General features: G+C 46.6%; 23 protein-coding genes. 15 read left to right on the plus strand and 8 right to left on the minus strand.

Features of this window, described 5'->3' with window-relative positions:
• Nucleotides 1-30: 30 nt before the first annotated feature.
• Together bioB and KIK04_RS13475 are read left to right on the plus strand one after the other, a co-directional pair.
• The gene (gene bioB, locus KIK04_RS13470; RefSeq protein ID WP_232274189.1) at nt 31-1,035 is read left to right on the plus strand and encodes a biotin synthase BioB; all 1,005 of its coding nucleotides are present in this window, start codon (nt 31-33) and stop codon (nt 1,033-1,035) included.
• Nucleotides 1,023-2,297, plus strand: a complete 1,275-nt coding sequence (locus tag KIK04_RS13475) for an aminotransferase class I/II-fold pyridoxal phosphate-dependent enzyme (protein WP_232274190.1) — start codon at nt 1,023-1,025, stop codon at nt 2,295-2,297. The genes bioB and KIK04_RS13475 overlap by 13 nt, the downstream gene beginning before the upstream one ends.
• 42 nt (nt 2,298-2,339) lie before the next feature.
• On the opposite strand, the gene KIK04_RS13480 is transcribed toward KIK04_RS13475, so the two are convergent.
• Nucleotides 2,340-2,564 (minus strand): hypothetical protein, encoded by a 225-nt coding sequence (locus tag KIK04_RS13480; RefSeq protein ID WP_232274191.1) that lies wholly within the window; start codon nt 2,562-2,564, stop codon nt 2,340-2,342.
• A gap of 59 nt (nt 2,565-2,623) precedes the next feature.
• On the opposite strand from KIK04_RS13480, the gene KIK04_RS13485 reads away from it, so the two are divergent.
• Nucleotides 2,624-3,496 carry an alpha/beta fold hydrolase gene (locus KIK04_RS13485; protein WP_269670946.1) on the plus strand — a complete coding sequence of 291 codons (873 nt, stop codon included), beginning with the start codon at nt 2,624-2,626 and terminating at the stop codon, nt 3,494-3,496.
• Complete coding sequence (gene bioC / locus KIK04_RS13490; RefSeq protein ID WP_232274193.1) at nt 3,432-4,430, plus strand: malonyl-ACP O-methyltransferase BioC; 999 nt, start codon at nt 3,432-3,434, stop codon at nt 4,428-4,430. Before KIK04_RS13485 ends, bioC begins: the two co-directional genes overlap by 65 nt.
• A 12-nt stretch (nt 4,431-4,442) precedes the next feature.
• Here bioC and KIK04_RS13495 read toward each other — a convergent pair whose 3' ends face one another.
• Nucleotides 4,443-5,615 carry a 1-phosphofructokinase family hexose kinase gene (locus KIK04_RS13495; RefSeq protein WP_232274194.1) on the minus strand — a complete coding sequence of 391 codons (1,173 nt, stop codon included), beginning with the start codon at nt 5,613-5,615 and terminating at the stop codon, nt 4,443-4,445.
• A 38-nt stretch (nt 5,616-5,653) separates the two neighbouring features.
• A complete protein-coding gene (locus KIK04_RS13500) occupies nt 5,654-6,559 on the minus strand; it encodes a class II fructose-bisphosphate aldolase (RefSeq protein WP_232274195.1) in 906 nt (301 codons plus the stop codon).
• 94 nt (nt 6,560-6,653) lie between these two features.
• Between KIK04_RS13500 and KIK04_RS13505 the strand changes: the two genes are divergently transcribed.
• The 8 genes from KIK04_RS13505 to nagE all read left to right on the plus strand — a co-directional run bounded on the left by KIK04_RS13505 (nt 6,654) and on the right by nagE (nt 14,911).
• Nucleotides 6,654-7,715: an SIS domain-containing protein gene (locus tag KIK04_RS13505; RefSeq protein ID WP_232274196.1), complete on the plus strand. Its 1,062-nt coding sequence runs from the start codon at nt 6,654-6,656 to the stop codon at nt 7,713-7,715.
• 79 nt (nt 7,716-7,794) lie between these two features.
• Nucleotides 7,795-8,589: a DeoR/GlpR family DNA-binding transcription regulator gene (locus KIK04_RS13510; RefSeq protein WP_232274197.1), complete on the plus strand. Its 795-nt coding sequence runs from the start codon at nt 7,795-7,797 to the stop codon at nt 8,587-8,589.
• Nucleotides 8,590-8,667: 78 nt separating this feature from the next.
• On the plus strand, nt 8,668-8,931 hold the full coding sequence (locus KIK04_RS13515) for a hypothetical protein (RefSeq protein WP_232274198.1): 264 nt from the start codon (nt 8,668-8,670) through the stop codon (nt 8,929-8,931).
• Between the two features lie 394 nt (nt 8,932-9,325).
• Nucleotides 9,326-9,811 carry a PTS sugar transporter subunit IIA gene (locus KIK04_RS13520; protein WP_232274199.1) on the plus strand — a complete coding sequence of 162 codons (486 nt, stop codon included), beginning with the start codon at nt 9,326-9,328 and terminating at the stop codon, nt 9,809-9,811.
• Nucleotides 9,812-9,916: 105 nt separating this feature from the next.
• Entirely contained in the window at nt 9,917-10,177 is a 261-nt protein-coding gene (locus tag KIK04_RS13525; RefSeq protein WP_232274200.1) for an HPr family phosphocarrier protein, read from the plus strand.
• Between the two features lie 106 nt (nt 10,178-10,283).
• Nucleotides 10,284-12,023, plus strand: a complete 1,740-nt coding sequence (ptsP, locus tag KIK04_RS13530) for a phosphoenolpyruvate--protein phosphotransferase (RefSeq protein WP_232274201.1) — start codon at nt 10,284-10,286, stop codon at nt 12,021-12,023.
• A gap of 323 nt (nt 12,024-12,346) precedes the next feature.
• On the plus strand, nt 12,347-13,204 hold the full coding sequence (locus KIK04_RS13535) for a PRD domain-containing protein (RefSeq protein WP_232274202.1): 858 nt from the start codon (nt 12,347-12,349) through the stop codon (nt 13,202-13,204).
• A 255-nt stretch (nt 13,205-13,459) separates the two neighbouring features.
• Nucleotides 13,460-14,911 carry an N-acetylglucosamine-specific PTS transporter subunit IIBC gene (gene nagE, locus KIK04_RS13540; protein ID WP_232274203.1) on the plus strand — a complete coding sequence of 484 codons (1,452 nt, stop codon included), beginning with the start codon at nt 13,460-13,462 and terminating at the stop codon, nt 14,909-14,911.
• A 345-nt stretch (nt 14,912-15,256) separates the two neighbouring features.
• Here the strand turns inward: nagE and KIK04_RS13545 are convergent, their stop codons facing one another.
• From KIK04_RS13545 to KIK04_RS13560, 4 genes are all read right to left on the minus strand, one after another.
• Nucleotides 15,257-16,480 carry a hypothetical protein gene (locus KIK04_RS13545; RefSeq protein ID WP_232274204.1) on the minus strand — a complete coding sequence of 408 codons (1,224 nt, stop codon included), beginning with the start codon at nt 16,478-16,480 and terminating at the stop codon, nt 15,257-15,259.
• A 258-nt stretch (nt 16,481-16,738) separates the two neighbouring features.
• Nucleotides 16,739-17,590, minus strand: a complete 852-nt coding sequence (locus KIK04_RS13550) for a VOC family protein (protein WP_232274205.1) — start codon at nt 17,588-17,590, stop codon at nt 16,739-16,741.
• A gap of 277 nt (nt 17,591-17,867) precedes the next feature.
• A complete protein-coding gene (locus tag KIK04_RS13555) occupies nt 17,868-18,044 on the minus strand; it encodes a Spo0E family sporulation regulatory protein-aspartic acid phosphatase (RefSeq protein WP_232274206.1) in 177 nt (58 codons plus the stop codon).
• Between the two features lie 202 nt (nt 18,045-18,246).
• Nucleotides 18,247-19,545 carry a helix-turn-helix domain-containing protein gene (locus KIK04_RS13560; RefSeq protein ID WP_232274207.1) on the minus strand — a complete coding sequence of 433 codons (1,299 nt, stop codon included), beginning with the start codon at nt 19,543-19,545 and terminating at the stop codon, nt 18,247-18,249.
• 158 nt (nt 19,546-19,703) lie between these two features.
• Between KIK04_RS13560 and KIK04_RS13565 the strand changes: the two genes are divergently transcribed.
• A complete protein-coding gene (locus KIK04_RS13565; RefSeq protein ID WP_232274208.1) occupies nt 19,704-20,798 on the plus strand; it encodes a CAP domain-containing protein in 1,095 nt (364 codons plus the stop codon).
• A 606-nt stretch (nt 20,799-21,404) separates the two neighbouring features.
• Here the strand turns inward: KIK04_RS13565 and KIK04_RS13570 are convergent.
• A complete protein-coding gene (locus tag KIK04_RS13570; RefSeq protein WP_232274209.1) occupies nt 21,405-22,094 on the minus strand; it encodes a class D sortase in 690 nt (229 codons plus the stop codon).
• A gap of 184 nt (nt 22,095-22,278) precedes the next feature.
• Between KIK04_RS13570 and KIK04_RS13575 the strand changes: the two genes are divergently transcribed.
• Both KIK04_RS13575 and KIK04_RS13580 read left to right on the plus strand, forming a co-directional pair.
• On the plus strand, nt 22,279-22,506 hold the full coding sequence (locus KIK04_RS13575; RefSeq protein ID WP_232274210.1) for a hypothetical protein: 228 nt from the start codon (nt 22,279-22,281) through the stop codon (nt 22,504-22,506).
• A gap of 569 nt (nt 22,507-23,075) precedes the next feature.
• Nucleotides 23,076-23,675 (plus strand): DUF11 domain-containing protein, encoded by a 600-nt coding sequence (locus KIK04_RS13580; protein ID WP_232274211.1) that lies wholly within the window; start codon nt 23,076-23,078, stop codon nt 23,673-23,675.
• Nucleotides 23,676-23,717 lie beyond the last annotated feature (42 nt).

Consider the following 23,717-nt stretch of genomic DNA (forward strand, 5'->3'; position numbering starts at 1 on the left):
GTTATGTTTTCTAAAATGGGAGGGTTTGTAATGGTACAGATGTTGGAGCAAGTCGGTTGCGATTGGCGCGATTTAGCGGCCAAGGCCATTCAAGGCGAGGCTATCACACGTGAGGAGGCACTGGCAGTATTACGTGCCGATGATGATGAATTGCTAGCTATTATGGATGCGGCATTTCGAGTGCGTAAGCATTTTTACGGTAAAAAAGTGAAGTTGAATTTAATCATTAACGCCAAAAGCGGCTTGTGCCCTGAAGACTGCGGCTACTGCTCGCAATCACGTGTGTCCGATGCGCCGATTACGAAATATTCTATGCTGCAAAAAGATGACCTCGTAGCAGGAGCACGCAAGGCGATGGAACTACAAGTAGGCACGTACTGCATCGTGGCAAGTGGACGAGGACCTTCGCCGCGCGAGTTAGATCAAGTTGTAGCCGCTGTAGAAGAAATTAAATCCACCATGCCAATGAAAATTTGCGCTTGCCTAGGTATTTTATCGCAAGAACAAGCGAATCGCCTCAAAGTTGCAGGCGTTGATCGTTACAATCATAACTTGAATACGTCGCGTGACCATTACTCACATATTACATCTACGCATACATATGACGATCGAATTGATACCGTTGAGACGGCCAAACAAGCCGGAATGTCTCCTTGTTCAGGGGTCATCATCGGCATGGGGGAGTCCGACGAGCAGTTAGTTGATGTTGCATTTGCGCTGCGTGAACTTGATGCGGACTCGATTCCAGTCAACTTTCTTAATTCCATCCCAGGCACACCGCTTGCAGGTATGAACCATCTAGACCCACGTCGCTGCCTCAAGACGCTCGCGTTGCTTCGCTTCGTATGCCCTACAAAAGAAATTCGCGCATCCGGCGGACGCGAAGTGAATTTGCGCTCTTTACAGCCGTTGGCTCTGTTCGCGGCTAATTCCGTGTTCGTCGGTGACTACTTGACGACTGAAGGACAGGAAGCGACCGCGGATCACGGAATGATCGCGGATATGGGATTTGAAATTGAACGATGTGCCCTGTAGAGACGGATCGTTGGGATTGGATGCGTGAGGAGCTGGCAGAGCGTGAGCGTACAGGCAGGCTGCGTCAGCTCGACACGTGCACGTGGCTAGAAAATGGATGGATGCTGAAGGGTGGGCGGAGGCTACTCAATTTGGCCTCTAACGCATACTTAGGGCTAAATCCATGGCTTACGGATGCAGACTGGGCAGCGCTGCAACTCGCATGTCGTAGTGCTGGTGAGCCGGGGGTGCGTATCGGTTCAGGCGCTTCACGGCTTATTGCGGGGCATGATCCGCAACATGCGGAGCTGGAGCGGGAAATGGCTGCGTTTAAGGGGAAGGAAGCATGCCTCGTGTTTACGAGCGGGTACATGGCGAACGTGGGGACGATTAGTGCGCTCGTACGGCGGAACGATGTAGTGTTCAGTGATCGGCTGAATCACGCAAGTATTGTAGATGGCATTGTGCTAAGTCGCGCACACCATGAACGGTATCCACATCGGGATATGAATCGGTTAGAACAACAGTTGAAAAAATGGTCAGTTGGCGGTTTGCCTGTATCGGCTGGCGGTACGATGCCGCAGCGTGGCGTACGCAAGTTGGTCGTGTCCGATGCCGTGTTCAGTATGGACGGAACGAAGGCGCCGCTGTCTGATCTGGTGACACTCAAAGAGCGCTACGATGCTATCTTAATGGTCGATGAGGCGCATAGCGGGGGCGTGTATGGCGCGGAGGGAAGTGGTTTATGCCATGCACTCGGCGTGCAACAGCGCGTGGATATTATGATGGGCACCTTTGGCAAAGCGTTCGGTGCTGTAGGCGCCTATGTGGCTGCGGATGACATTGTCATCCGCTATTTGGTGAATGCAGCGCGCACGTTTGTGTTCAATACGGGGCTGCCACCGATGATGGCAGCTCTAGTGCGTACACGCCTTGCGGAGGTGCGAGCTGCTGATCGCGCACGCGCTGAATTGCATCGCAAAGCGGCATTGTTTCGCGATTGCCTGACGGCAGCTGGCTTACATACGGGCGACGGCGATAGTCATATCGTGCCGCTGTTGCTTGGCACGGACGCACGCGCGTTAACGGTCAGTGCTGCTTTGGCGGCGGCAGGTGTAGCGGGTGTTGCGATTAGGCCACCTACTGTGCCGGAAGGAAGTGCGCGCATCCGTTTTGCGCCGATGGCGGTACATCGTGATAGCGATTTACGGCGAGCGGCTGACGAGGTGGTACGCATCGTGCGGGAACAGCAGCACAAGGATGTAATGGGGGAAATCGTATGACGGAATCGGAAACGGATTCGAAGTCGGAATCGGAATCGGGAGCTAAAAGGCATCATCAGCTTCAATCACAACCACAGACACAGCGACAGTCACGGCCGCAGACACAGCGACAGACACAGACACAGCGACGGACACAGTCACAGCAAATGGTTCTTCCGCAGCCGAAGCCGAAATCGAAGTCAAAGCTAAAGTTGAAGCCAATGGCAGAGCTAAAGCTAAAGCTAAAGCTAAAGCTAAAGCTAAAGCTAAAGCTAAAGCCGAAGGCAAGGGTAAAGCTGAAGCTCGAGTCAAAGCCCAGGTCAAAGCCAAAGCCAAAGCTGCTATGGGTGCATGGCTGGGGCATGTCGGACCTTGTATGGCGCCATTGTGCGATTGCGCTGCCGCAATTCAGCCATCATTATGTATCCTTTGCCGACTGTGCGACGGCAGCGGAGTTGCGTGAAGCCGTCCTTGCACCGCTGCGTAGGGAAGGCGGTGATTGGCACATCGTCGCGTGGTCGCTTGGCGGAATGCTCGTGTTGGACGCTTTGGACGAACAGTTACGTTCACAAGGGGGACAATTAGAGCCAGAGGAAAATGGGGCTGGCCTATTCAGAGCTATCGTGCTGTGCGGCGATCATACTCCACGTGCTGTCATTCGCAGTGTCGTGCTAACGGGAACAACGTTGCGTTTCGTTGACGAGGCAGGAGCTGGCTGGCATCCTCGAATTATTGCCCGAATGCGTCGGCGTTTGGCCACGGAACCGAGACAAACGCTGCTTGCGTTTGCAGAAACGATCCGGCCCAGTAGCGATGACTCAAGGGTGGCTGAGTGTCTCGAACGAGCGGTTGCGGCCACCTCTTTTAGTGCCGCAGGTCTTGATGCAGGGCTTGCTTATTTACAGCAAAGCGATTTGACGCAAGTGTGGCAAAGACTGATGACACACCATGTACCGATATGCTGGTTGCATGGTGAGGACGATTCGGTATGTCCGAAGCTTGCATTTGACCAAGCGCGGATCATGGCAGAGCAAGTGAGCGTTAACAACGATCATAGGAAAGAGCATATGGCGCGATTTATTTCGCTTCCTTTTTCGGGGCATGCCCCTTTTTTAACCCAACCACAACGATGGCTAAAGGAGCTGAACGCTTGGTATGAGCAATTTGAACATGGAAATGAAGACAACGATAGCGACAGCGAGTTTAGCGCATACACATAAAGACGTATTGACGGACTCCATAGACAAGGGGCTTGTTCAACGCCGGTTTGATCGGCATGCACATGAATATGACCAATATGCTGAGGTTCAGAAACAGATGGCTGATCAGCTCGCTGAACATATAAAGGCCGCTATGCCACCTATTCACAACAACAGTACTTCTTTGCGTATCTTGGATATAGGTTGTGGAACAGGAATGTTGACGGAACGACTCATGCGTACATATCCACAATCTCATGTAACGCTGCTCGATCTATCGCCTCGAATGTTGGAGCAGGCACTTGCTAAGTTGAACCACATCGGCATCCAAGCCAGTGCGGTTGAAGTGATTGCTGAAGATGCGGAGACATGGGCAGAGCGGGCGGGGCGGCTACGGCATGAGGGTAAAGAAGACGTGTTGCCAAAAAATAAGCAGAATGCAGCTTGTGCGCAAGTGGAAGCGAGCTTTGACCTCATTGTGTCGAGCGCGGCGTTTCAGTGGTTTAATCGCCCCGATGAAACGCTAACCGCTTTATGCTCGCTACTGCGGCCCGGTGGCGTGCTCGCTTTCGCCACCTTTATGCCAGGCACGCTCGGCGAGCTGCATGCCGCTTTTGCTGCGGCTGAAGCTGCGCTAGGCTTGCCGCCTTCGCCACGGGGCCAATCGTACCCTACAGGCCACGATTGGAGCCGCTGGTGCGCTTCTCCGACAGTGGCGCGCCCATTAAACTGGGAAGAACGCTGCTACACGCATCGTTATTCCTCTACTGACGCCATGCTCCGCCATGTGCGGCGCATTGGAGCGGGGAACGCCGTCGTCGGTCGATCGGCGGCACCTAATCGAGCGCTGCACGCGCGTTGGCAGGCAGAGTACGCGGCGCGTTTCTCGGCGTCTGACGGCAGCGTGCCTGCAAGCTATTATGTCGGCTATGGTCTGCTTCATATGGACACATAGCCACAAGTGAATTTAGTACTGCTGGCTGATGCATTCCACGGTTACTTCCTTTAGTAGCTTCATAATATCTTCACGGCGTACGAGACCAGCCGAAGGCATAAGCACATTGGCCGTTCCGCATGCTGCACCAAATCGCAGGCGATCAACGACGGACATGCCTCTTTTTTCGCCAACAATAATTCCGGCCACCATAGCATCACCGCTGCCAACCGTATTCACGGCTTCTACTTGCGGGACGTTTACGCGGTAAAGTTCACCTTCCATGCCAGCTAATGCGCCGCGCTTGCCGAGTGATACAATGACGTTGGGCACACCTTGCGCATTTAGGCGTCGGATAGCATGAGCGATTGCAGGTTCATCGTGGGTGGTTGAAGTGCTTAAGGTGCTTAAAGGAAGGTCGGTTTCGCCTAACACTTGTGTTAATACGGATTCTCTGTCTGAATTGAGGTTGTTGTCTCTATGTAAGGGGTGTTTAGCATCTTCTTTAATGAGCGTAGATGACGAATAGCGAAAAGCTTCGGTATGTTGTTCGCTCATTGCTGATCGATAGGTAGGTTCATGATGACCAGCATGCTCTTTTTTTATAGCCTTGTCATAACTATCATCCAGCAGTAGCTTGATCTCGTGTTCATTAGGTTTAATTAAATAAGGTTTCGCCTTTATGCCTTCAATAAGAGCTGCTCCGCTCGTATCTAGGATTGGGGTTGCGCCGACTTGACGGGCAATTTCAATGAGTTCAGCATAAAAATGAACCGGACACCCGCGAGGCAGGCTACCTGAGAACACGACGTAATAAGAACGCGCTGCAAGCTGGGCTACTTTTAGTTTCATTGCAGCGAGCACGCCATCAGGAAGAGTAGGGCCTGCTTCCAGTAGCTCTGTTTGGGTGCCTTGTACGGGGTCGATAATGTTTAAGCAGAGGCGAGATTCACCGCTTGCCATCACAAACTCCCCTTGAATCCCCTCTAAGTTAAGTTGCTCTAAAATAGCCATCCCGTTAAATCCAGCCACAAAACCCGTTGCAACGACAGGCTCGCGCAACGTTTTGATGACACGGGCTACATTGATCCCTTTACCACCAGCAGAGGCGTTCATTTGCTCTACGCGGTATTGTGCTTTACTTTCAAACTGAGGAACAATGTACGTCTTATCAATAGCAGCATTTAACGTAACTGTAGTGATCATCTGATCGCCTCCGCATGAATAGATTCGTTTCATAGCCACTAATAACAAAGTGAAGCTTTCAAATGGTCGGTTCTTGCTTGGACTTCCTTGGCCTTGCCTATACAGCCGGCCATCTTCATCTTTTCTTGCGCTAAGCGCTTGACGGCCTCTTTCGCAGGGACCATATATTTGCGTGGATCATTCTCAGCCGCATGGCTTGCGAACACAGCTCTAATCGCATCGGAAAAAGCGATGCGCAGCTCTGTTGCGACGTTCATCTTGGCCATGCCCAGCTGTACGCAGCGGCGAACTTGCTCTTCAGGAATGCCGGAGCCACCGTGCAACACAAGCGGAAGCTGTACCCTTTGTCCAATTTCGCGCAAGCGATTAAACGCAATGTTAGGCTCGCCTTTATAAATACCGTGCGCTGTACCGATGGCTGGCGCAAGCGTATGAACGCCTGTTGCCGCGACGAAGGCGGCACACTCATCGGGAATGGCTAACGTTGCTTCATGCTCATCTACAATAATGTCGTCCTCCACGCCGCCAACTTTGCCTAGCTCGGCCTCGACATTTACGCCAGCCGCCGCTGCTACTTTGACGACTTCTTGCGTTCGCTGAACATTTTCTGCATACGCATACATAGAGGCGTCGATCATGACGGATGTGTAGCCTGCACGAATACATTTGACGATCAGCTCATAATCTGTGCAATGATCCAAGTGAAGGGCGATGGGTACTGTTGCTCGCCGAGCTGCTGTCTGGGCGGCTGCGACGATATAGTCTGGACCGAGGTGATGAACGGTCCCTACAGTTGTTTGAATAATGAGCGGTGATTCCATTTCTTCAGCAGCTTCTACGACTGCTTGCAGCATTTCCAACGTGTGCACATTAAAGGCTGTGATTCCGAATTGTTGCTCGCGTGCGGTTTGCAGCATCGTTGTAGAACTGACGAGATGACCCATGAGAAATGACCTCCGCCTGCTTAATTATGATTGAAACAATCATAATAATGATTTATAATTTCATAAAACTGATTATAAGGGAGGATTTTCCTGAATGTCAAACAAAGAAATGCAAACTTATAAAGAAATTAGTGATCAATCAGAGGCTTTACAGCAAGCGTGGGATGAATTGTATCGTCAGTTGGCATGGGTGCAGCGTTATATAGGAAATGATCAGTTTGATGAAGTTGTCTTTATTGGCTCCGGTTCATCTTGGTATCAAGCCTTAACGATGGCTGCAACGTATCGCAAATGGACGGGGCGCAGTGCTTCAGCCCACCCATCATCCGACCTGTTCTTGTTCAGGGATCAGACTGTAACGGCCGCTAAGAAGACATTATTAGTTTGCGTTTCGCGTTCAGGGCAATCCCACGAGGTCATTTTTGCTCTGGAATCTGTACAGCACTTGCCACAATGGGTGACGTGCGGTATTACGTGTTACCCGGATAGCCGCATGGCAAACATGACGGAATGTCTGATCTCGCCGTTCGGAGCAGAGCAAAGTACGGTGATGACTAAATCATTTAGCAGTATGACCTTTATGATGCAGGCTGCGATTGCGCTTGGAGCAGGAAAAGAGCGAGAACTAGAGCAGCTAGCAGTAGTGTTGCATGCTCATGCTTCGTTCGTTAAAATGGCGGACCAAGCGGCGCAGGAGTGGGTAGAAGCGCATCATTTTCATAAAACGATTTATTTAGGTATGGGTGCATGTTACGGTTTAGCTTTGGAAGCCTGCCTGAAGCTGAAGGAAATGACTTATACGTGGACAGAGGCGTTTGGGACATTAGAGTTTCGTCATGGTCCGAAGTCAATCGTAGAGCAAGGAACTCAAGTTGTGCTGCTCTTGTCCGAGCAAGCTCGATCGTATGAGTTAAAGGTGGCGCAAGAAATGAAGCAGTTTGGTGCCACGGTCGTTATTTTGACTGCTTATGCTGGAGAGGATACGAAGTTCGCCGATAACGTCATCACGTTAGGGGAGTTGAATTCCACGGTGAGTGACGAGGCGCGAGCGGTGCTGTATTTGCCGTTTGTGCAGTATATTGGATACTACTCGGCTATAAAGTACAGCTTGAATCCAGATGAACCGCGTAACTTAACGCAATTTGTTTCGATATAAACTTAAATCTAGCGCCTATTTTCCAACTCGTATAACCGATATAATGAAATGTAGGGTTGGACAGGACGAGGTGAACATAGTGAACGAAACGTTATCTAAAGGTGAAGTGCGCCGACAGCAAATGATGCAGGTGCTGAAGCAGACGGGACGCATTACAATTGCTGAAATGCTGGATCGCTTCGATTGTTCCGAGGCGACGGCGCGTCGGGATCTTGATTTGCTGGAGCGCAAGGGCGAGCTTATTCGCACGATTGGAGGCGCTATTTACGAAGGCGCTAGCTCTGTGCGTGAAATGCCGTTTGCTGAAAAGCGCCAGCTGCTCTGGCTGGAGAAGGAAGCGATCGCGGCCACAACTGCGGATTTTATTGAAGATGGGGACATCATATGTTTAACTGGAGGAACGACTACCTTTTTGATTGCTAAGCAACTAAAGGCGAGACAAGGGATTACGGTCGTTACGAATGCCGTCAATATTGCGATGGAACTGTCTGACAGTGAAGGGATTCAAGTTGTCGTAATCGGAGGCGTAATGCGTAATAATAGTTACGAACTATGTGGGCCGCTAGCAGAACGTACACTTGAGCAATTGAACATCGAGAAATTATTTATGGGCATTGACGGCTTCTCAGCGACGAAAGGGATTACGACCTACTCGGAGCTAGAGGCCCAAACGGCCAAGCTGATGATGCGGCAGGCACAGCAGACGTTTGCAGTGTTTGATCATACGAAGGTGGGCAAAGCGTCGCTCTTTTCGGTGGCACCTATTCATGAGCTGACAGGCTGTATTACAGATCGGCCGCTGCCAGCAGAGGTGAATCAATTGTTGGAGCAGTCAGGTGTCCCGTGTTATTTGGCGAGTGCTCGTGCTACATAAGTGCAGAAGATCGATAGCTCGATGAAGAGCTGCAGCAACTGGAGGAAAATGATGATGATTAACATTATAAGCGCAACGATGAAAAAAGAAGAGGATGGCACGTTTTTAGGCAAAGTTGTCTTTCAGCCTGAATCGTACCAATCCACGTATGAAATTACGTTCTTCAGTAAAAGAGGACGTGATTGGGATTACAGCCTTCATTTTACTGAGCAGTCAGGTAACGAAGAAGAGATGCTTGCGTTGGATGAACGAATTGAGCAAGATGACGAATGGTTTGATACGCTGTTAGATGCAGCGTTGAACGAATTGGAGAAAAATGAAGCTTTGGAGCAATCGGAGTAACACGAATAGGTTGGAAAGAAGCATCAGAATATAGCAAGCAAGCGGTATGCAAGGTATGTTTTAGGGCGCATTCGTACATCTTATGAATACCGTAAACCGCATATTGGCCGCTTCACCGCGCCGATTTTGGCAATTTTTGAACAGTCGCCTTGCTTGCTTGCATCCGCATAATCGTCATGATACAATGGGTCATGAATTTTAATTGCAAGTTAGCGTGTTACTAGTACGACTAGGCATGAGCTAAGCGGCTGTTCACATGGGTGGACGGCATGCTTTAGCGCATGCCTTTTTGCATTTCCCTGTTCTTTGCCGTGATGCTAACATTTTCGTGTGTAAATCATATATCTAATACGTTGAAGTTAAACGATGAACGATACTTAAGGAGGAATTACGTATGTTTTTTGGTTTTGGTAAAAAGAAAAAGAACATTTCGATTATCGCACCTATGACAGGTAAAGCTGTACTTTTGGAGGAAGTTCCAGATGCGGCATTTTCACAAAAAATTATCGGTGACGGTATCGCAGTTGAGCCTACAGAAGGCATCTTGATTGCTCCTTTCGACGGTGAAGTTATACATTTGATCGATACGCACCACTCTTTGGTACTTGGTCACGAGTCTGGCTTGGAATTGCTTGTTCACATCGGCGTTAACACCGTATCCTTGCAAGGTAAACCGTTTAAGACTTACGTGAAGTCTGGCGATAAAGTGAAAAAGGGTCAAACGTTGATTGAGTTTGATATCGCGCAAATTAAAGAAGCAGGCTTGCCAGTTATCACGCCAATTATCGTAGCGAATGGTGATGTTGTAGCTGAACTTAAAGTAAATACAGGCGCTGTAACAGCAGGTTCCGGCGAATTGATGGCTATCACAATGAAATAAAAAAGGTGGCGTATGCCACTTGAAGTTATACACGTCTTAACGTCTTACATGAACAGCGTTTACAATAAATGAATTCCCATAATATAGAAGAGTGAGGTAATTACAATGGAACAAACATTTACAATCAAAAACCCGCAAGGTATTCACGCGCGTCCAGCTGGCGCAATTATGAAAAAAGCAAGCGAATTTGCTAACGCAACGATCTCGTTGGAGTTCAACGGCCGCAAAGTAAGCGCAAAAAGCATTACAGGCGTGCTGACACTTGGCATGAAAGCGGGCAACGAAATTAAAGTTATCGCTGAAGGCGACCAAGCAGCAGAAGCAATTGCAGCAGTAGGCGAAGTGTTGGAATCCGTACTCGACTAGTACGATTCTTACAACTAATGTGTCTGGTATGACGAGTACGTCATGAATATAGAGCGATAAACGGGTGAGGACAGCACCTTATTTTTAAAGGAGTGGAGAAACCGACATGCAACTGAGAGGAATCGCAGCAGCATCTGGCTTTGCTATTGGACAAGCATTTGTCATGGAGGAGCAAGCGACAACGATTGAACGCAAGAGCATTGATGCAGGCGCGGTTGACGCGGAAGCAGCACGTCTTCAGCAAGCGGTAGATCAAGCGATCACCGAGTTGGAGCAAATTAAGGAGAATACGGCAGCTAAGCTTGGCGACGATCATGCCGAAATTTTTGCGACGCACATTTTGGTGCTGCAAGATGAGGAATATATCGGTCAAGCGTTGGAAAAAGTGCGTACGGAAGCGATTAATGCTGAGTTTGCATTTAATGAAGTAACACAGCAGCTTATTGACATTTTTTCCAGCATGGATAGCGAGTATATGCGTGAACGCGCAGCGGATTTCCGCGACGTAAGCAAACGTGTCCTTGGCTTGCTGTCTGGCAACAAGTCAGCTTCGCTTAACGATTTCGAACAACCAGTTGTATTGTTCGCACACGACTTGACGCCTTCCGATACAGCACAGCTTGATCGCAGCAAGGTAGCGGGCTTCGCAACGAACATCGGTGGCCGTACGTCGCACTCCGCGATTATGGCACGCTCGATGGAAATTCCGGCTGTTGTCGGTTTGAAGGACGCTACAGAAACGGTCAAGACAGGCGACGTGGTCGTACTTGACGGTGCCAAAGGTCTTATCCTTGTAGCCCCGGATGCAGCAACAATTGCTGAGTACGAGGAAAAGAAAGCGAAGTTCGAGAAGCGTCAAGATGCAATGAAGCTGTACAAAGACAAGCCTTCCGTAACAGCGGACGGTCATGAGGTAGAGCTTGTCGCGAACATCGGTAATCCGCAAGACGCGCTTGGTGCACGCAACAACGGTGCAGAAGGCGTCGGCTTGTTCCGTACGGAGTTCCTGTACATGGGACGCGACAACTTCCCATCTGAGGAAGAGCAGTACAACTCTTATGTTACGGTGTGCGAAACGCTAGGTGCTGAGAAGCCAGTCGTTGTTCGTACGCTGGACATCGGTGGCGACAAAGAGTTGCCGTACCTAGAGTTGCCAAAAGAAATGAACCCGTTCTTAGGCTATCGTGCCATTCGTCTTTGCTTGGACGAGGTAGAATTGTTCAAGACGCAGTTGCGTGCAATCTTGCGTGCAAGTGCACACGGCAACATCAAATTGATGTTCCCGATGATTTCTACGCTGACTGAGCTGCGCGAAGCGAAAGCGATTTTGGCGGAAACGCAAGCGGAGTTGGATGCGAAAGGTATCGCGTACAACAAAGAGATGGAAGTCGGCATCATGATCGAAATTCCAGCGGCGGCGATCATTTCGGATCAATTGGCGAAGGAAGTTGATTTCTTCTCCATCGGAACGAATGACCTTGTGCAATACACGATGGCAGCTGACCGTATGAATGAAAAAGTAGCTCACTTAACGCAGCCATTCAATCCTGCTGTATTGCGTCTCATCCGCATGGTTATCGATGCGGCGCACAAAGAAGGCAAATGGGCAGGCATGTGCGGCGAAATGGCAGGCAACTTGACTGCTGTGCCGATCTTGCTCGGCCTTGGACTGGACGAGTTCAGCATGAGTGCAAGCGCTGTGCTTCCGGCACGTGTATTGCTTAGCCGTCTGAACCGTGACGAAATGAAACAATTGGCTGAAGAAGCGTTGATGATGGAAACAGCAGACGATATTCAACGTCTCGTTCATGAGCGTGTTGCAGCCGTAAATGAATTATCTATCTAAGATTGCTATCATAGATTGTAAGTTATAAGCAGCAGTTGCAAGGTACCTGTTACAGGTACCTTGCAGAGCTGTTTCTCTTTTTAATTAGAGCGTTCCGTGTTACCAAAATGGATTCTTGAACTGATGGATGTCTTCTCGAATTTATCTATTTATGAATAAAATTTGCAAAATTAATTCATGTTATACAGTTACATACATATATGATGTTTATTGTTGACTTTGAATTAGGCTTCACCTACAATAAGTGAGTATAAACGCTTTAAATGCGAAAACGGTTTCACGCTTTTCTTTTCTTTGCATACTCATGAGGGAGGAGCTTTAAGTTGTCGGGCGATCGTCGTTTTGAAATTATACGGGCATTAAGTAACAATGTCGTATTGGCAAACGATGTGTTAACGAACAAAGAAACTATTCTCATGGGGAAGGGACTTGGCTTTGGAGCAAAGCCTCAAGGAGCTATCCTATCGCAAGACCCGCGCATCGAGAAGAAGTTCACTCTAGAAAGTGAACAGCATTTATCGCAATACCAGATGCTAACGGAGCAAATTGACCCGGAAGTGATTATGGTATCGGAACGTATTATTTCTTTAGTGTCCGAGCAGTTGTCACCTGATTTGAATGAGCATATTCATTTGGCTTTACCAAGTCATATCGAATACGCCCTTTATCGGTTGCGCAACCATATTGCGATTGATAACCCGTTTCTTTGGGAAATTCGCACATTGAATCCGAAAGAGTATGAGCTTGCTACTCAAGCGGCCCTCATTATGAATGAGACGTTCGGTGTAGAAGTGCCGGAGGATGAGATCGGCTTTTTGACGATACATATCCAGTCGGCGGTAGCTCACGTTCCGGTAGGGAATGTGGTTCAATATAATCATCTGATCAAGGACTTAGTCGCCCTCATCGAGGAGCGGCGTGGTTCCGCTATTCCGAAGGATAGCGTCGATTATTTGCGCTTAATTACGCATCTTCGCTTTGCGATAGAGCGTATCCGGCAGGGACAGCATTCGCGCAATCCGTTTCGCGACAAGCTCAAGGACATGGTTCCTTATGAGTTCAGCGTCGCTCACGAATGCGCTATGCTGATGGCGAAGCAGTTAAATACAGATGTCTCCGAAGATGAGACGGCTTACATCGCGATGCATTTGTATCGCTTGTTCAATAAAGATTTGGAATAGCACCAAATAGCACAATAGCATACCGCTAATTAAGCGTGTTACTAGTTCGACTAGGCATGAGCTTTGCACAAGCAGGATTTAACGTTTCGTTAATTCCTGTCTCGTCACAGCTTATGCCTTTTTTGTATTCGGCGCGTAATGAGAGGCGTCATTTGCAAGGGATACACACGTTACACAGGTGATACAGGTCGAGAAGGAATAATCCTTTAGCCTTTTATCCATACTTAATTTAATCCATTTAAGGGGGAAACCAACATGCTAGGCTTTTTGCAAAAAATCGGTCGAGCATTGATGCTGCCGGTGGCAACGCTTCCAGCAGCAGCGATTTTGCTTCGTTTCGGCGCTATCGACTACGTCAAAGATTTTAAATTTGGCGCCTCGGTCGGCGGGTTTATGAACCAATACGTAGCTCCATTTTTACTAGCTGGGGGCCAGACGATTTTCGATAATTTGCCGCTTATTTTCGCGGTAGGTGTCGCTATCGGTTTGGCAGGCGATGCGGTAGCAGCGTTAGCTGCGGTAATCGCACATATCATTTTGATGAAGGTATTGGTCGTTGTCCCTAAGACATTTGACTTCATTCCAGATACATTGAAACTTGATATGGGTGTGCTTGGCGGTATCGTTGCGGGCTGTCTCGCGGCGTATATGTATAACAAGTATCATAATATTAAGATGCCGGATTGGTTAGGATTTTTCGGGGGCAAACGTTTTGTTCCTATTATTACTTCGTTGTCCATTATCGTTGTCGCGTTATTGCTAGGTATTGTCTGGGGTCCCGTGCAGGCAGCACTTGATTCCTTTGGTAACTGGGTCGTTAGCTTGGGCGGAATTGGTTCCGCAATCTTTATTACAGCGAACCGCTTGTTGATCCCAACAGGTTTGCATCACATTCTTAACAATATTTCATGGTTCCAAATCGGTACGTTTACGAATGAAGCTGGCGAAATTGTGAAGGGCGACATTAACCGCTTCTTCGCAGGAGACCCATCTGCGGGACTGTTTATGACAGGTTTCTTCCCGATTATGATGTTCGCGCTTCCGGGTGCTGCGCTTGCTATCATTCACGCAGCTAAGCCTGAGAATCGTAAAATGGTTGCTTCCATCTTTATCGGTACGGCAGCAGCATCGTTCTTGACAGGGATTACAGAACCGCTAGAGTTCGCGTTCATGTTCGCGGCTCCTGTATTGTTCGTTGTTCACGCGTTGTTGGCGGGTCTTTCCGGTTTGATTACAGGAATTCTCGGTATTAAGCACGGCTTCGGTTTCTCTGCTGGTTTCATTGACTATGCATTGAACTTTGGCTTGGCAACGAAACCGTTGCTATTGATTCCGATCGGTCTCGTATACTTCGTGGTGTACTACTTCTTGTTCCGCATCTTGATTAAGAAGTTTAACTTGAAGACACCAGGCCGAGAAGATGATGTCGCTACTGATGGTAAGGCAGCCGGCTCTGCTGCTTCTTCCAGCTTGACTGAAAAAGCGGAGAAGGTTATGGCGATGATCGGCGGCAAGGACAACATCGATAGCCTTGAAGCGTGCATCACGCGTCTGCGCTTGACGTTGAAGGACGATCAGGTTGTTGACGAAGCAGGCTTGAAAGGTCTGGGCGCAGCAGGTGTTATGCGCCTTGGCAAAGGTAACGTACAAGTTGTGTTCGGTACGCAATCCGAATTGTTGAAAGAAGAAATGAAGAAGCTTAACTAAGAACGTAACTTAGAAGCTTCATGAAATGATAAGAGAGCGGTTCCTTGGTCATGCAAATGGCTGGGGAGCCGCTTTTTTTGTGTATCTGCTCGTAAAACGTGTTCTTTTATCTTTTACAATTGGTTCCCTCTTTGAGGCCTATTCTCTTGTTGTATTCTCTTGCCCTTATCAACTGCTTAATACCGTTCCCAATTTGTCATTGTCCTCCATTCGGTATGATTCATAAGTAGGTTTCTTTAGTTGTTCTACCGTGCCTCATAACAAATAAACCCCAGTCACAAATACTCGCGACTGGGGTTTATTATTTAAGCTCGTAGCTCTTAAGAGAGTACGTTATATGATATATTAAGATTCTGTTGGGACGGAGTCGATAACTCCGAGTGTGATCTCATTAATTGCGGCCCAAGAGGAAGTAGCGTCAACCGCAATTTTAATACCTTGATAAGAACCAGCAGTTACGTTAATTGGATCAGTAATAGTAGGTCTCCCATAGACATATCGAGTAGCCGTATTACTAATCGGAACCCATTTTCCATCTTTAAGTCCTGATATTGTATAATGCACATTTGAAATAGGTTCTGCAAATCCAGCAATTTGTACAAATTCAAAGCTCACTTGTTTTGGGAATTTTATCTCTAATGTATTTTTGCTTCCAATTCCCAGCCATCTTGTATTCATATCTTTGTCGATTGCTTTATGTGCTATGCTTTCAAGATATTGACTTGAAGCTGTAGCTACAGAGCCAGTTGGCAGTGTAACGCCTTGCATTCCTTCAATATGACTAGGCAGCTCTGGTGTCGCCGAGCCTTCATCTGATTTCAATGTTTCGCCGTTAGACAACTTTGCTTCAATGACATAGTAATATTTTGTGTTGTTTACAACATCATTATCTATGTATGAAGTAGTAGTTACGTTTGTAGCGATGGTCGTATATGGTCCATGAATTACTGCTGACCGCTTAACTTCATACGAGGTAACATCATTTAAAGCTTCCCATGAAAGATAAACTAAAGATTCGCCAGGAGTTGCTTTTATGGAAAAGCTCTCCTTCATCATTTCCATATCACCGATGCAAACAAATTCCCCACCATTGTTTTCAGTAACATTAATTCTATACTTGTTATACTCAGCCTTGTTCGTAAATGTAAATTCTCTTTTTTCAGCTGATCTCCAATTACTTTCATTTGTTCTTCTATCTAGTACAATCCAAGTACTTGTAGGGGCATCCCATGCTTCGAATGTCCAATTTTTTGGTGCTCTCGTACCGTCGAAGTTGGTTAGCGTATATTTAGATATAGCAACTGTATATGGGAATTCATAAGCTAACCAACCTGAGTTAGTATTGCTTTCCCAAGTGTCCGTGTAACCATCAACAATTGAATTGTTGAATGCTTTCCATGCAGCATAGAGTGGGCTGTATTGAGTACTTGCACTGGCAATACCTGCTGGAGCGTTGTTGTTGATCATTTTCGGAATCAGATCTTCTGAATACTGAGCAGCAGAAACGGATTGCAAAGGTAGTACTAGTAAAAATGAAAAGAAAAGTGCAAAGGAATAAAACTTTTTCAAATTAATCTCTCCCTTATTAAAGAATGAAAATATAAACATAGTATCATATTATATTTTACAGAGATATGTTTTTAAAGTAATTTACAATAAAAATTCATAATAATTATTTTTTAGTTAATTTCATCAATTTTTACCCAACAGGCTGTGAAAAGGATTGTGACAGCCCAAAGACTCCAGACAATCGTTATCGATTACCTGAAGTCCTCATTTTCATAGCGACCTTCGAATACATCAATCCTATTCCAAACTCAGATTCACTTACACAAGCAATTGAATCCGGTGGCCTGAAGGATCTGTCGTCCACAGCACGCCATCTTGTTCATCTAGGGGTGCTCCAATTGCACGTAGACGTCCTTCGATGGCCTGACGTGCTTCCATCGATGGGACGATAACCGTGTACCACTTCATACCGATCGTATTCGGTGCAGGAGCAGGCGCTCCTTGCCCTTGCCAAGTGTTCAAGCCGATATGATGATGGTACTTTCCGTCTGCAACAAACAACGCCTGATGACGCATCGGCACTGTCACTTCAAAGCCTAAACCATCCACGTAAAATTGCTTCGCTTGGTCCAAATCAGCCACGTGCAAGTGAATATGCCCCATCACCGTCTCGGCGGGGAAGCCAGTCCAAGCGATATCGCCGCCATCCCGCAGCAAATTCGCAATATCAATGGGATTGCTTACAAATGGTAGCTCCCCGTTTTGCCACGCCCACACATCTGGTGAGCGGTCCGTGTAAATCTCAATGCCGTGTCCATCAGGATCAGCCAAGTAAATGGCTTCGCTAAATTGATGGTCGGACACGCCTTGCAGAGGGTAGTTCTGATTCGCAATATGTTGCAGCACTCTAGCCAAATCTGCTCGACTCGGCACTAGTAGCGCAAAATGATACAATCCAGTCGTACGCGGCAGCTTTTTGAGAGCATCTGTATGCTCCTCAAGACTTACCAGTACCGTAGTTCCATCGGCGGTCAGTGCGGCAGTGTTTCCATTTCGACTTAACAATTGCAATCCAAGGACTTCGGTATAAAAAGTGAGCGAGCGTTCGACATCAGTTACAGCTAAATGGACACTCCCTACGTAAGTTGTGGGATGTTGGTGAAAGTTCATAATAAGCAGCTCCTTCAAGCAATAAAGTGTAGTATTTCCAACCCTGTCACCGTATAGGTAGGAAATTTACTTCTAAATGTATAATCTTCAATTAGAGATATTATTGAAAAATAAGAGGAGCTACAGCTCCATTCATTCAAAAACAAATATTTTAGATTTAATTATCTCGAATACAATTTATTTTAAAACGAGATTATTTATTTGTCAAATGAAACATAGCAAAAAGAAGGACCGTGCAACGATGGCACGAGTCCTCATTTGTATTTCACTCTATGGATTAAACGACCGTGTTCTCTCTTGAATGTAAGCGCTTTTGAAATTGGACAATATAGTCATCAAGAGATCGACTAATGAGTATAACCGGTTCAGCCGTAAAGCTACTATGTTCATGAACTGCCTGCTCTAAATGGTTTCTTAGCTGATTAATTTTGAGCAACAGCAAGTTGCTATCCATACCATCACATTGTGTAAGGCACATATGTTTTCACCTCATCTATACAGTTGGTGATATTGGGGTTGTATCCATATATTGTAACTTCATGTGATTATATATGGAAGTGCATCTGTTCCTAGTATTATCTTTACGTGCAGCGCAAGCTCCTACTCGATACATCATTCATTTAAAAGATGGGAAGTTTCTGCGGTTATTTCTCCTATTATTTCTCCTGTTTATGCTGTAGTGCGGCACAGGTGGAGTCTATTTTGCGCATCATTTCAACGCTAATGAGCTGGTTATGGTTTAGGATCATTTTTATTACGTGATTGAAGCTTTCAAATGCTTCATTATGCCTCGAAATGTTCGTGTATTTTTCCATACTTATTAAGTAGCAGTCAACTGCAAGATCAAATGATTGTATGTTATAGAAGAGGTGTCCCTTTAGTCGGTAGTAGTAAGCAATTTCTGCTCCATTAATAGGTGTGTTGACCGGTGTGTGTTCGATTTTAGAATCATGCAACAGTAATTCGGTTGCTGCGGGTATATCATTTTGGAGTAAATAAATTTCAATTAACCCCGTGATGATCGGCATAAGATGGTTGTCAGTTGCTTCTTCTAAGCAGGAAATAAGCTCGCTCAATGCGGACTCTATATCGCCAAGTTTACTAGTTGTGAGAGCAATAGCTACTCGGCTTTTTTCAGCTGTGCTGGGCAACTTAAAGGCTTGATATTTACGGAAAAAATGTTCGCACTCTGCGTAATTGCCAAGGTTGTAGTGCGCTGACCCTAGCATATAGTAAGCTTCGGCTTTCATTTTAGTCATCGCTTGCGCATTCTCTATCAGAAATGTACTTAGTTCTATGCTTTCCTGATAGTACATTAAGCAGTATGCATGTTCGCTAAGTTGATAGTAAAGGAGAGTTTGTTCGTCAGGTGATAAGAAATTGGCATAGTTTAAAATGTATTTGCCGTAGCGGTAGGTTTGTTCTAATTTGGTGCAATCATTGCGCTCGATTAGGTACGATTGAAGCTGGCCTTTGGCTAAGTAGATCATCACACCGTGGTCGCGTGAATAGTTAACAATGATATTGTACAAGGCTAATGGTATGGAGGAAGCATGATCAGTCGTGTTCAAAGACGCTGTAGTGAGGTACAAATTTTCGATTGTGTCAAAACTATCTAAATTAGGGGCCTCCAAATATTTGGTTGCTACCTTTGTAATAAGAGGGGTGTTCGACTGTTTGATCGTTTCTAATAAAATGTTAAACAGGACGTCTGCTCGAAGATCGATCTGAATATAGTGCTCGACTGTTTCCTCGAATGAAAGTTGTAACGCGTGTGCGACTGCACAGGCTGTATCAAACTCAGGCCGTTTAATGACGCCATTTTCAATCCTGGAAATGCTTGTGCGGTGAATGTTTGATATGGCTTGTACTTGGAGTAACGATAAACCTGCTTCTTTTCTGCGATGTCTGAGGAGGTCGCTCAGGGTGGAATAGAATAGCGAATCCGTGGACATATCATTGCCCCTTCCGTAAGTAAGCATATATTTTACAGATATCAGCTATAATTTACCACATTACTTCGTAGATTGTAAATAAAATAGGAACACTTCCTCATGACATTGTTCACAAAACTAGGTATATTAAGAGCAAATAATTGGGGAGGTTGTTACCTATGCAATATAAAGATGATAAAGATACCCCAATGGGTGGAACACGGGCATTTCGTAGCGCTGTTAAGCGCGTGCCAATGATAACGGTATCAGCCATTGCTTTGCTGGCGAGCAGCTTCGTATTCCAAGCGACGCCGTTCACAGCGACCGCTGATGCGGCTAAAGCGAACGTAGCGGTGAAAGCTGCTGGCAAGCAGGGAAGTAGTGCTGCTGTAGCCCCACTAACCGCACGAGAATTCAAAGCGCAGGGCATTTCTATTGGGATGAGTGCGCGGGATGTAGTGGCTGCCCTGGGTGAGCCGGAACGTAAAGATGCAAGTGAGTATGGCTTTGACTGGTACATATACAATAAGGATTACAAATCGTATTTGCAGGCAGGGGTGAGCAATGGGAAAGTCGTTGCCCTGTATACGAATGCAGGCCAAGCGAATAGCTGGTCTACGAAGAAAGGCATTCGACTCGGTTCGACTCGTGCTCAAGTCGAGAAGGCGTATGGTAAACCTATTTATGAAATTAAAAAAGGGAACACGATTTATAGCTATAATCATTTAAGAGATACGGTTATTTATGAAATGGACGGCACGTATACAACGGTCTTTTACGATAAGTATCGGCAGCAGACGGTAACGGCTGTTCAAGTGATCGATAAACAGACCGAGCTTGGGCTGAAAGGTTACCACGGCAAGCCAAGCGAGCGCTTGCGCCAAAGCTACGAGCTGCAGTTATTTGATTTAGCGAATGCGTCACGTGTCCGCTTTGGCAAGAAGCCGCTCGTATGGAATGATACGATTGCGGGAACAGCTCGTAATCATAGCAAAGATATGCAGCAAAGAGGCTTTTTTGACCATACTTCTCCAGATGGGACATCGCCGTTTGACCGGATGGAAGCGGACGGTATTTCGTACGCAAGTGCGTCCGAAAATATTGCGGCTGGACAAGCTAGTGCCATTTTTGCACATGGCAATTGGATGAATTCGTCGGGTCACCGCGATAACATCTTGGGTGACTTCGAGCGTATGGGCGCTGGGGTCATATTAGGCGGGACGAAGAATTCATATTATACGCAAAATTTTTATACACCACTGTTGCAGCAGTAGTTACAACGTGGGGTGAAAGAGCGTAGGACAAAGAGAGCTTGGGACAATGTGCCCAAGCTCTCAGCATGTCGAGAAACCTCTGTTTGTTAAGCCAAGGGTTTCTCTTCATTGAGATAACGGCAAATAGCTTCACACTTATCGGTTTGTGGTCAGTTGATCCCTTGTGCCCTAAACGTTAGTGGTTGGTCAGCTGATTTACTGCGCCCCTCTCCTAACGGTCGCCACAGTTGTTATTTCAACGAATATGAACCCATTCAACATGTAACGGTTATGATGGTGCTTATTACGATGAAAACAGCTGGATGTTGAATGAAGTTGGAGAAATAAGCTCACCTATAACCGTTAGAAATCAAAACGAGGTAAATCTGGCGATATAGCCCCTATGGCAACCGTTAAGAACTAACTTAGCTTTCTCGACAGACTGAGAGCTTGGGACAATGTGCCCAAGCTCTCTTTTTTAACAATAGGTGCTATAGCATCAATCCGATTCGTCCATATAAGGCCACGCTAATCTGGGCGAAGACGTTCTGAATGTTGTGTGGTATCCCAACTTTATGACCGTTCTATACTTCACTCAACTTGACTAATTTATGTATAGAACACCATTTAGAGCGATGTAGGCTTGGATTCAAGTTGGGCTTTCACAATGAGGCGATGAGTCGGATTTTTCATCGGCTCGCATGTTATAAGGGTGAGTTCGCGTGCATCGTTGTCTTTGCTTGACTCAAGTACAGATAAATCGTCAGGCTCCACCAAAAAGCTATCATTCACTTTGTAAACAAACGTTCCCTCTGACGTTTCCAACGTTACTTTATCACCGTCGGTCAATTCATCTAGACGACTAAAATGCTTTCCATATGTCCAACTTCGGTGTCCGGCCAGTACGAAGTTCCCTTTTCCCCCAGGAACACGATCAGGCAGAACGACGCCGATTCCTTGCGCTAGCGATTGCTCTGTTGCCTCAGCGACCATAGGTCCCCGCATGTCAATTTTATCGATGGCAATAACGCCGTAAACCGCAAGTCCGTCCATAAGTACGGTCGGCACTTGACGTGCTTCTGTTGTAGGTGTCGTCTTAGTTGTGGCAGTACTACTTGGCTTCGTGGTGCCATCATTTGTGGCGAGAGGCGATGTCTGACTGTCCGTCTTAAAATGTTGCCATTGCGTTAACAGCTTGAGCTGCTGCTGTTCGGCGTTGTATTCGCTCCATTTGGGATAAGCGATAAGGGCAACGCCAGTTAGTAATAAGATGATAGCAGTCGTGTTCCACATCATTACTTTTGAGCGAGTATTCATGTGTAAGGAATCCCTCCTTTGCATGTTGATTATAGCATAGATGTGAAGTCGAAACTTTAAGACGTTTTTAGAAGAATCTTGCCGAATCATTACAGTTTTTGTTTGTTTTTGTAGGAAAAAGTGTTGAGACTTTAGTAGCACTTTTTTATAATGGGGAAATGGGATCTCGGAAGTTAAATAAGAAATGGTTTCAGCTTTAGATACGCTGCGGATCGTCAAGATCAAGGGGGAAGACCCGATGTGGAAGTACCGTTTCATTGTGGGGGGCTGTTTCTTAAGTGCAGTGTTATGCATCTCGTCCAGTCTTATTTTTAACATGGATCAAGTGTGGCAAGTCTTGTTAAGTTGGCTAATGGGAATGACGTTTATAACTGTAGCGGCCTATTATTCGTACAAGATGAGTAAGGATTGAGTGAGGGTGTTCAAAGTCATTGCAAAATGACGGTTGGACAGCCTCTTTCTTTTTTTTCGTGAAGTGGAAGTGCTAGAGCCAGTGTTGGTGCGAGTGCCAGAGCTAGAGCTAGAGCCAGTGCTAATTCCAGTGCCAGCCCCTTGCGGACCTTGAGTCCGCGAAGTTGCATGAAGAGGGGCGAACTACCTATTGTGGAACGTCAGTCCGTTAGCAAGAAAAATACTCAGAACTCCAAGGAGAGAAGTAGTCACGTTTAATGACCTACATTTTCCTTGAAGCTGTTCATAGATGGTATCTTAACACGAAATAATTTTGTAAAAGAGGATGTAGTTGGGTTCTTTCCACTCGTTCACCACTTACTCCTAACCTATTTGAATTACAACGCCGTTCCCCTCGCTGCTAGAGTTGCATCTACTAGAGTACAAGCAGTTCTTTTCATATATTCATAGATTGCTAGCTTAGCCAAATGAGAGAACTGCCCAATTTATGCATAGTGGACTGAATCGCCCAATAACACATCTACCAATTGCAGAAGCAAGACTTCCCACTATGCAAAAGGGGGGAGTGAAGTGCCACCGATCTTACAACCCGTCAAGTTGGTTAATCGTACAATCGCTGTTCCTCAACAAATCTTGACGTATACGATTGTTATTATTAATTCTGGTACGGACGATGCGCTTAATGTCATCTTTACCGATACGATCCCTGCGGGAAGCACGTTTGTCGTCGGGAGTTTCTCATTGAATGGCGTTGAGCAGCCGTTGGCAGACCCGAATGTTGGAGTCAACATCGGTACTATTGCGGCAGGTGGATTCTCGACGGTTATGTTCAAAGCACGTGTCAATTGCTTATCGATCACGACTGCCTTGGACAACCAGTCTGTTGTAACCTTTGGACTGATTAGTATCACGAGCAATACAGTGACTACGTATGCGGTGGGAGTCAATCAAGCGCTGTTGCTAATCGCGTTGGAAGAATTGAATATGGCCGAACTGATCAACACACAAGGGGAGCTTATCCAAGCAGCGATTCAAAGTTCTGCTTCAATTACCCAATTGCTAGAGGTAAACAACAATGCAACAACGGTATTGCAGATGATTAATGTAAGCGAATGTGAATTGGTAGGTTTGTTGCAAGGCGTATTGCGTTGTAGCTTGACAACTCCATGAATCCGATCCAATGCAACGAGAGAGGTATACGCACAGGTACGT

This window comes from Paenibacillus sp. 481, from assembly GCF_021223605.1.
GTDB lineage: Bacteria > Bacillota > Bacilli > Paenibacillales > Paenibacillaceae > Paenibacillus_B.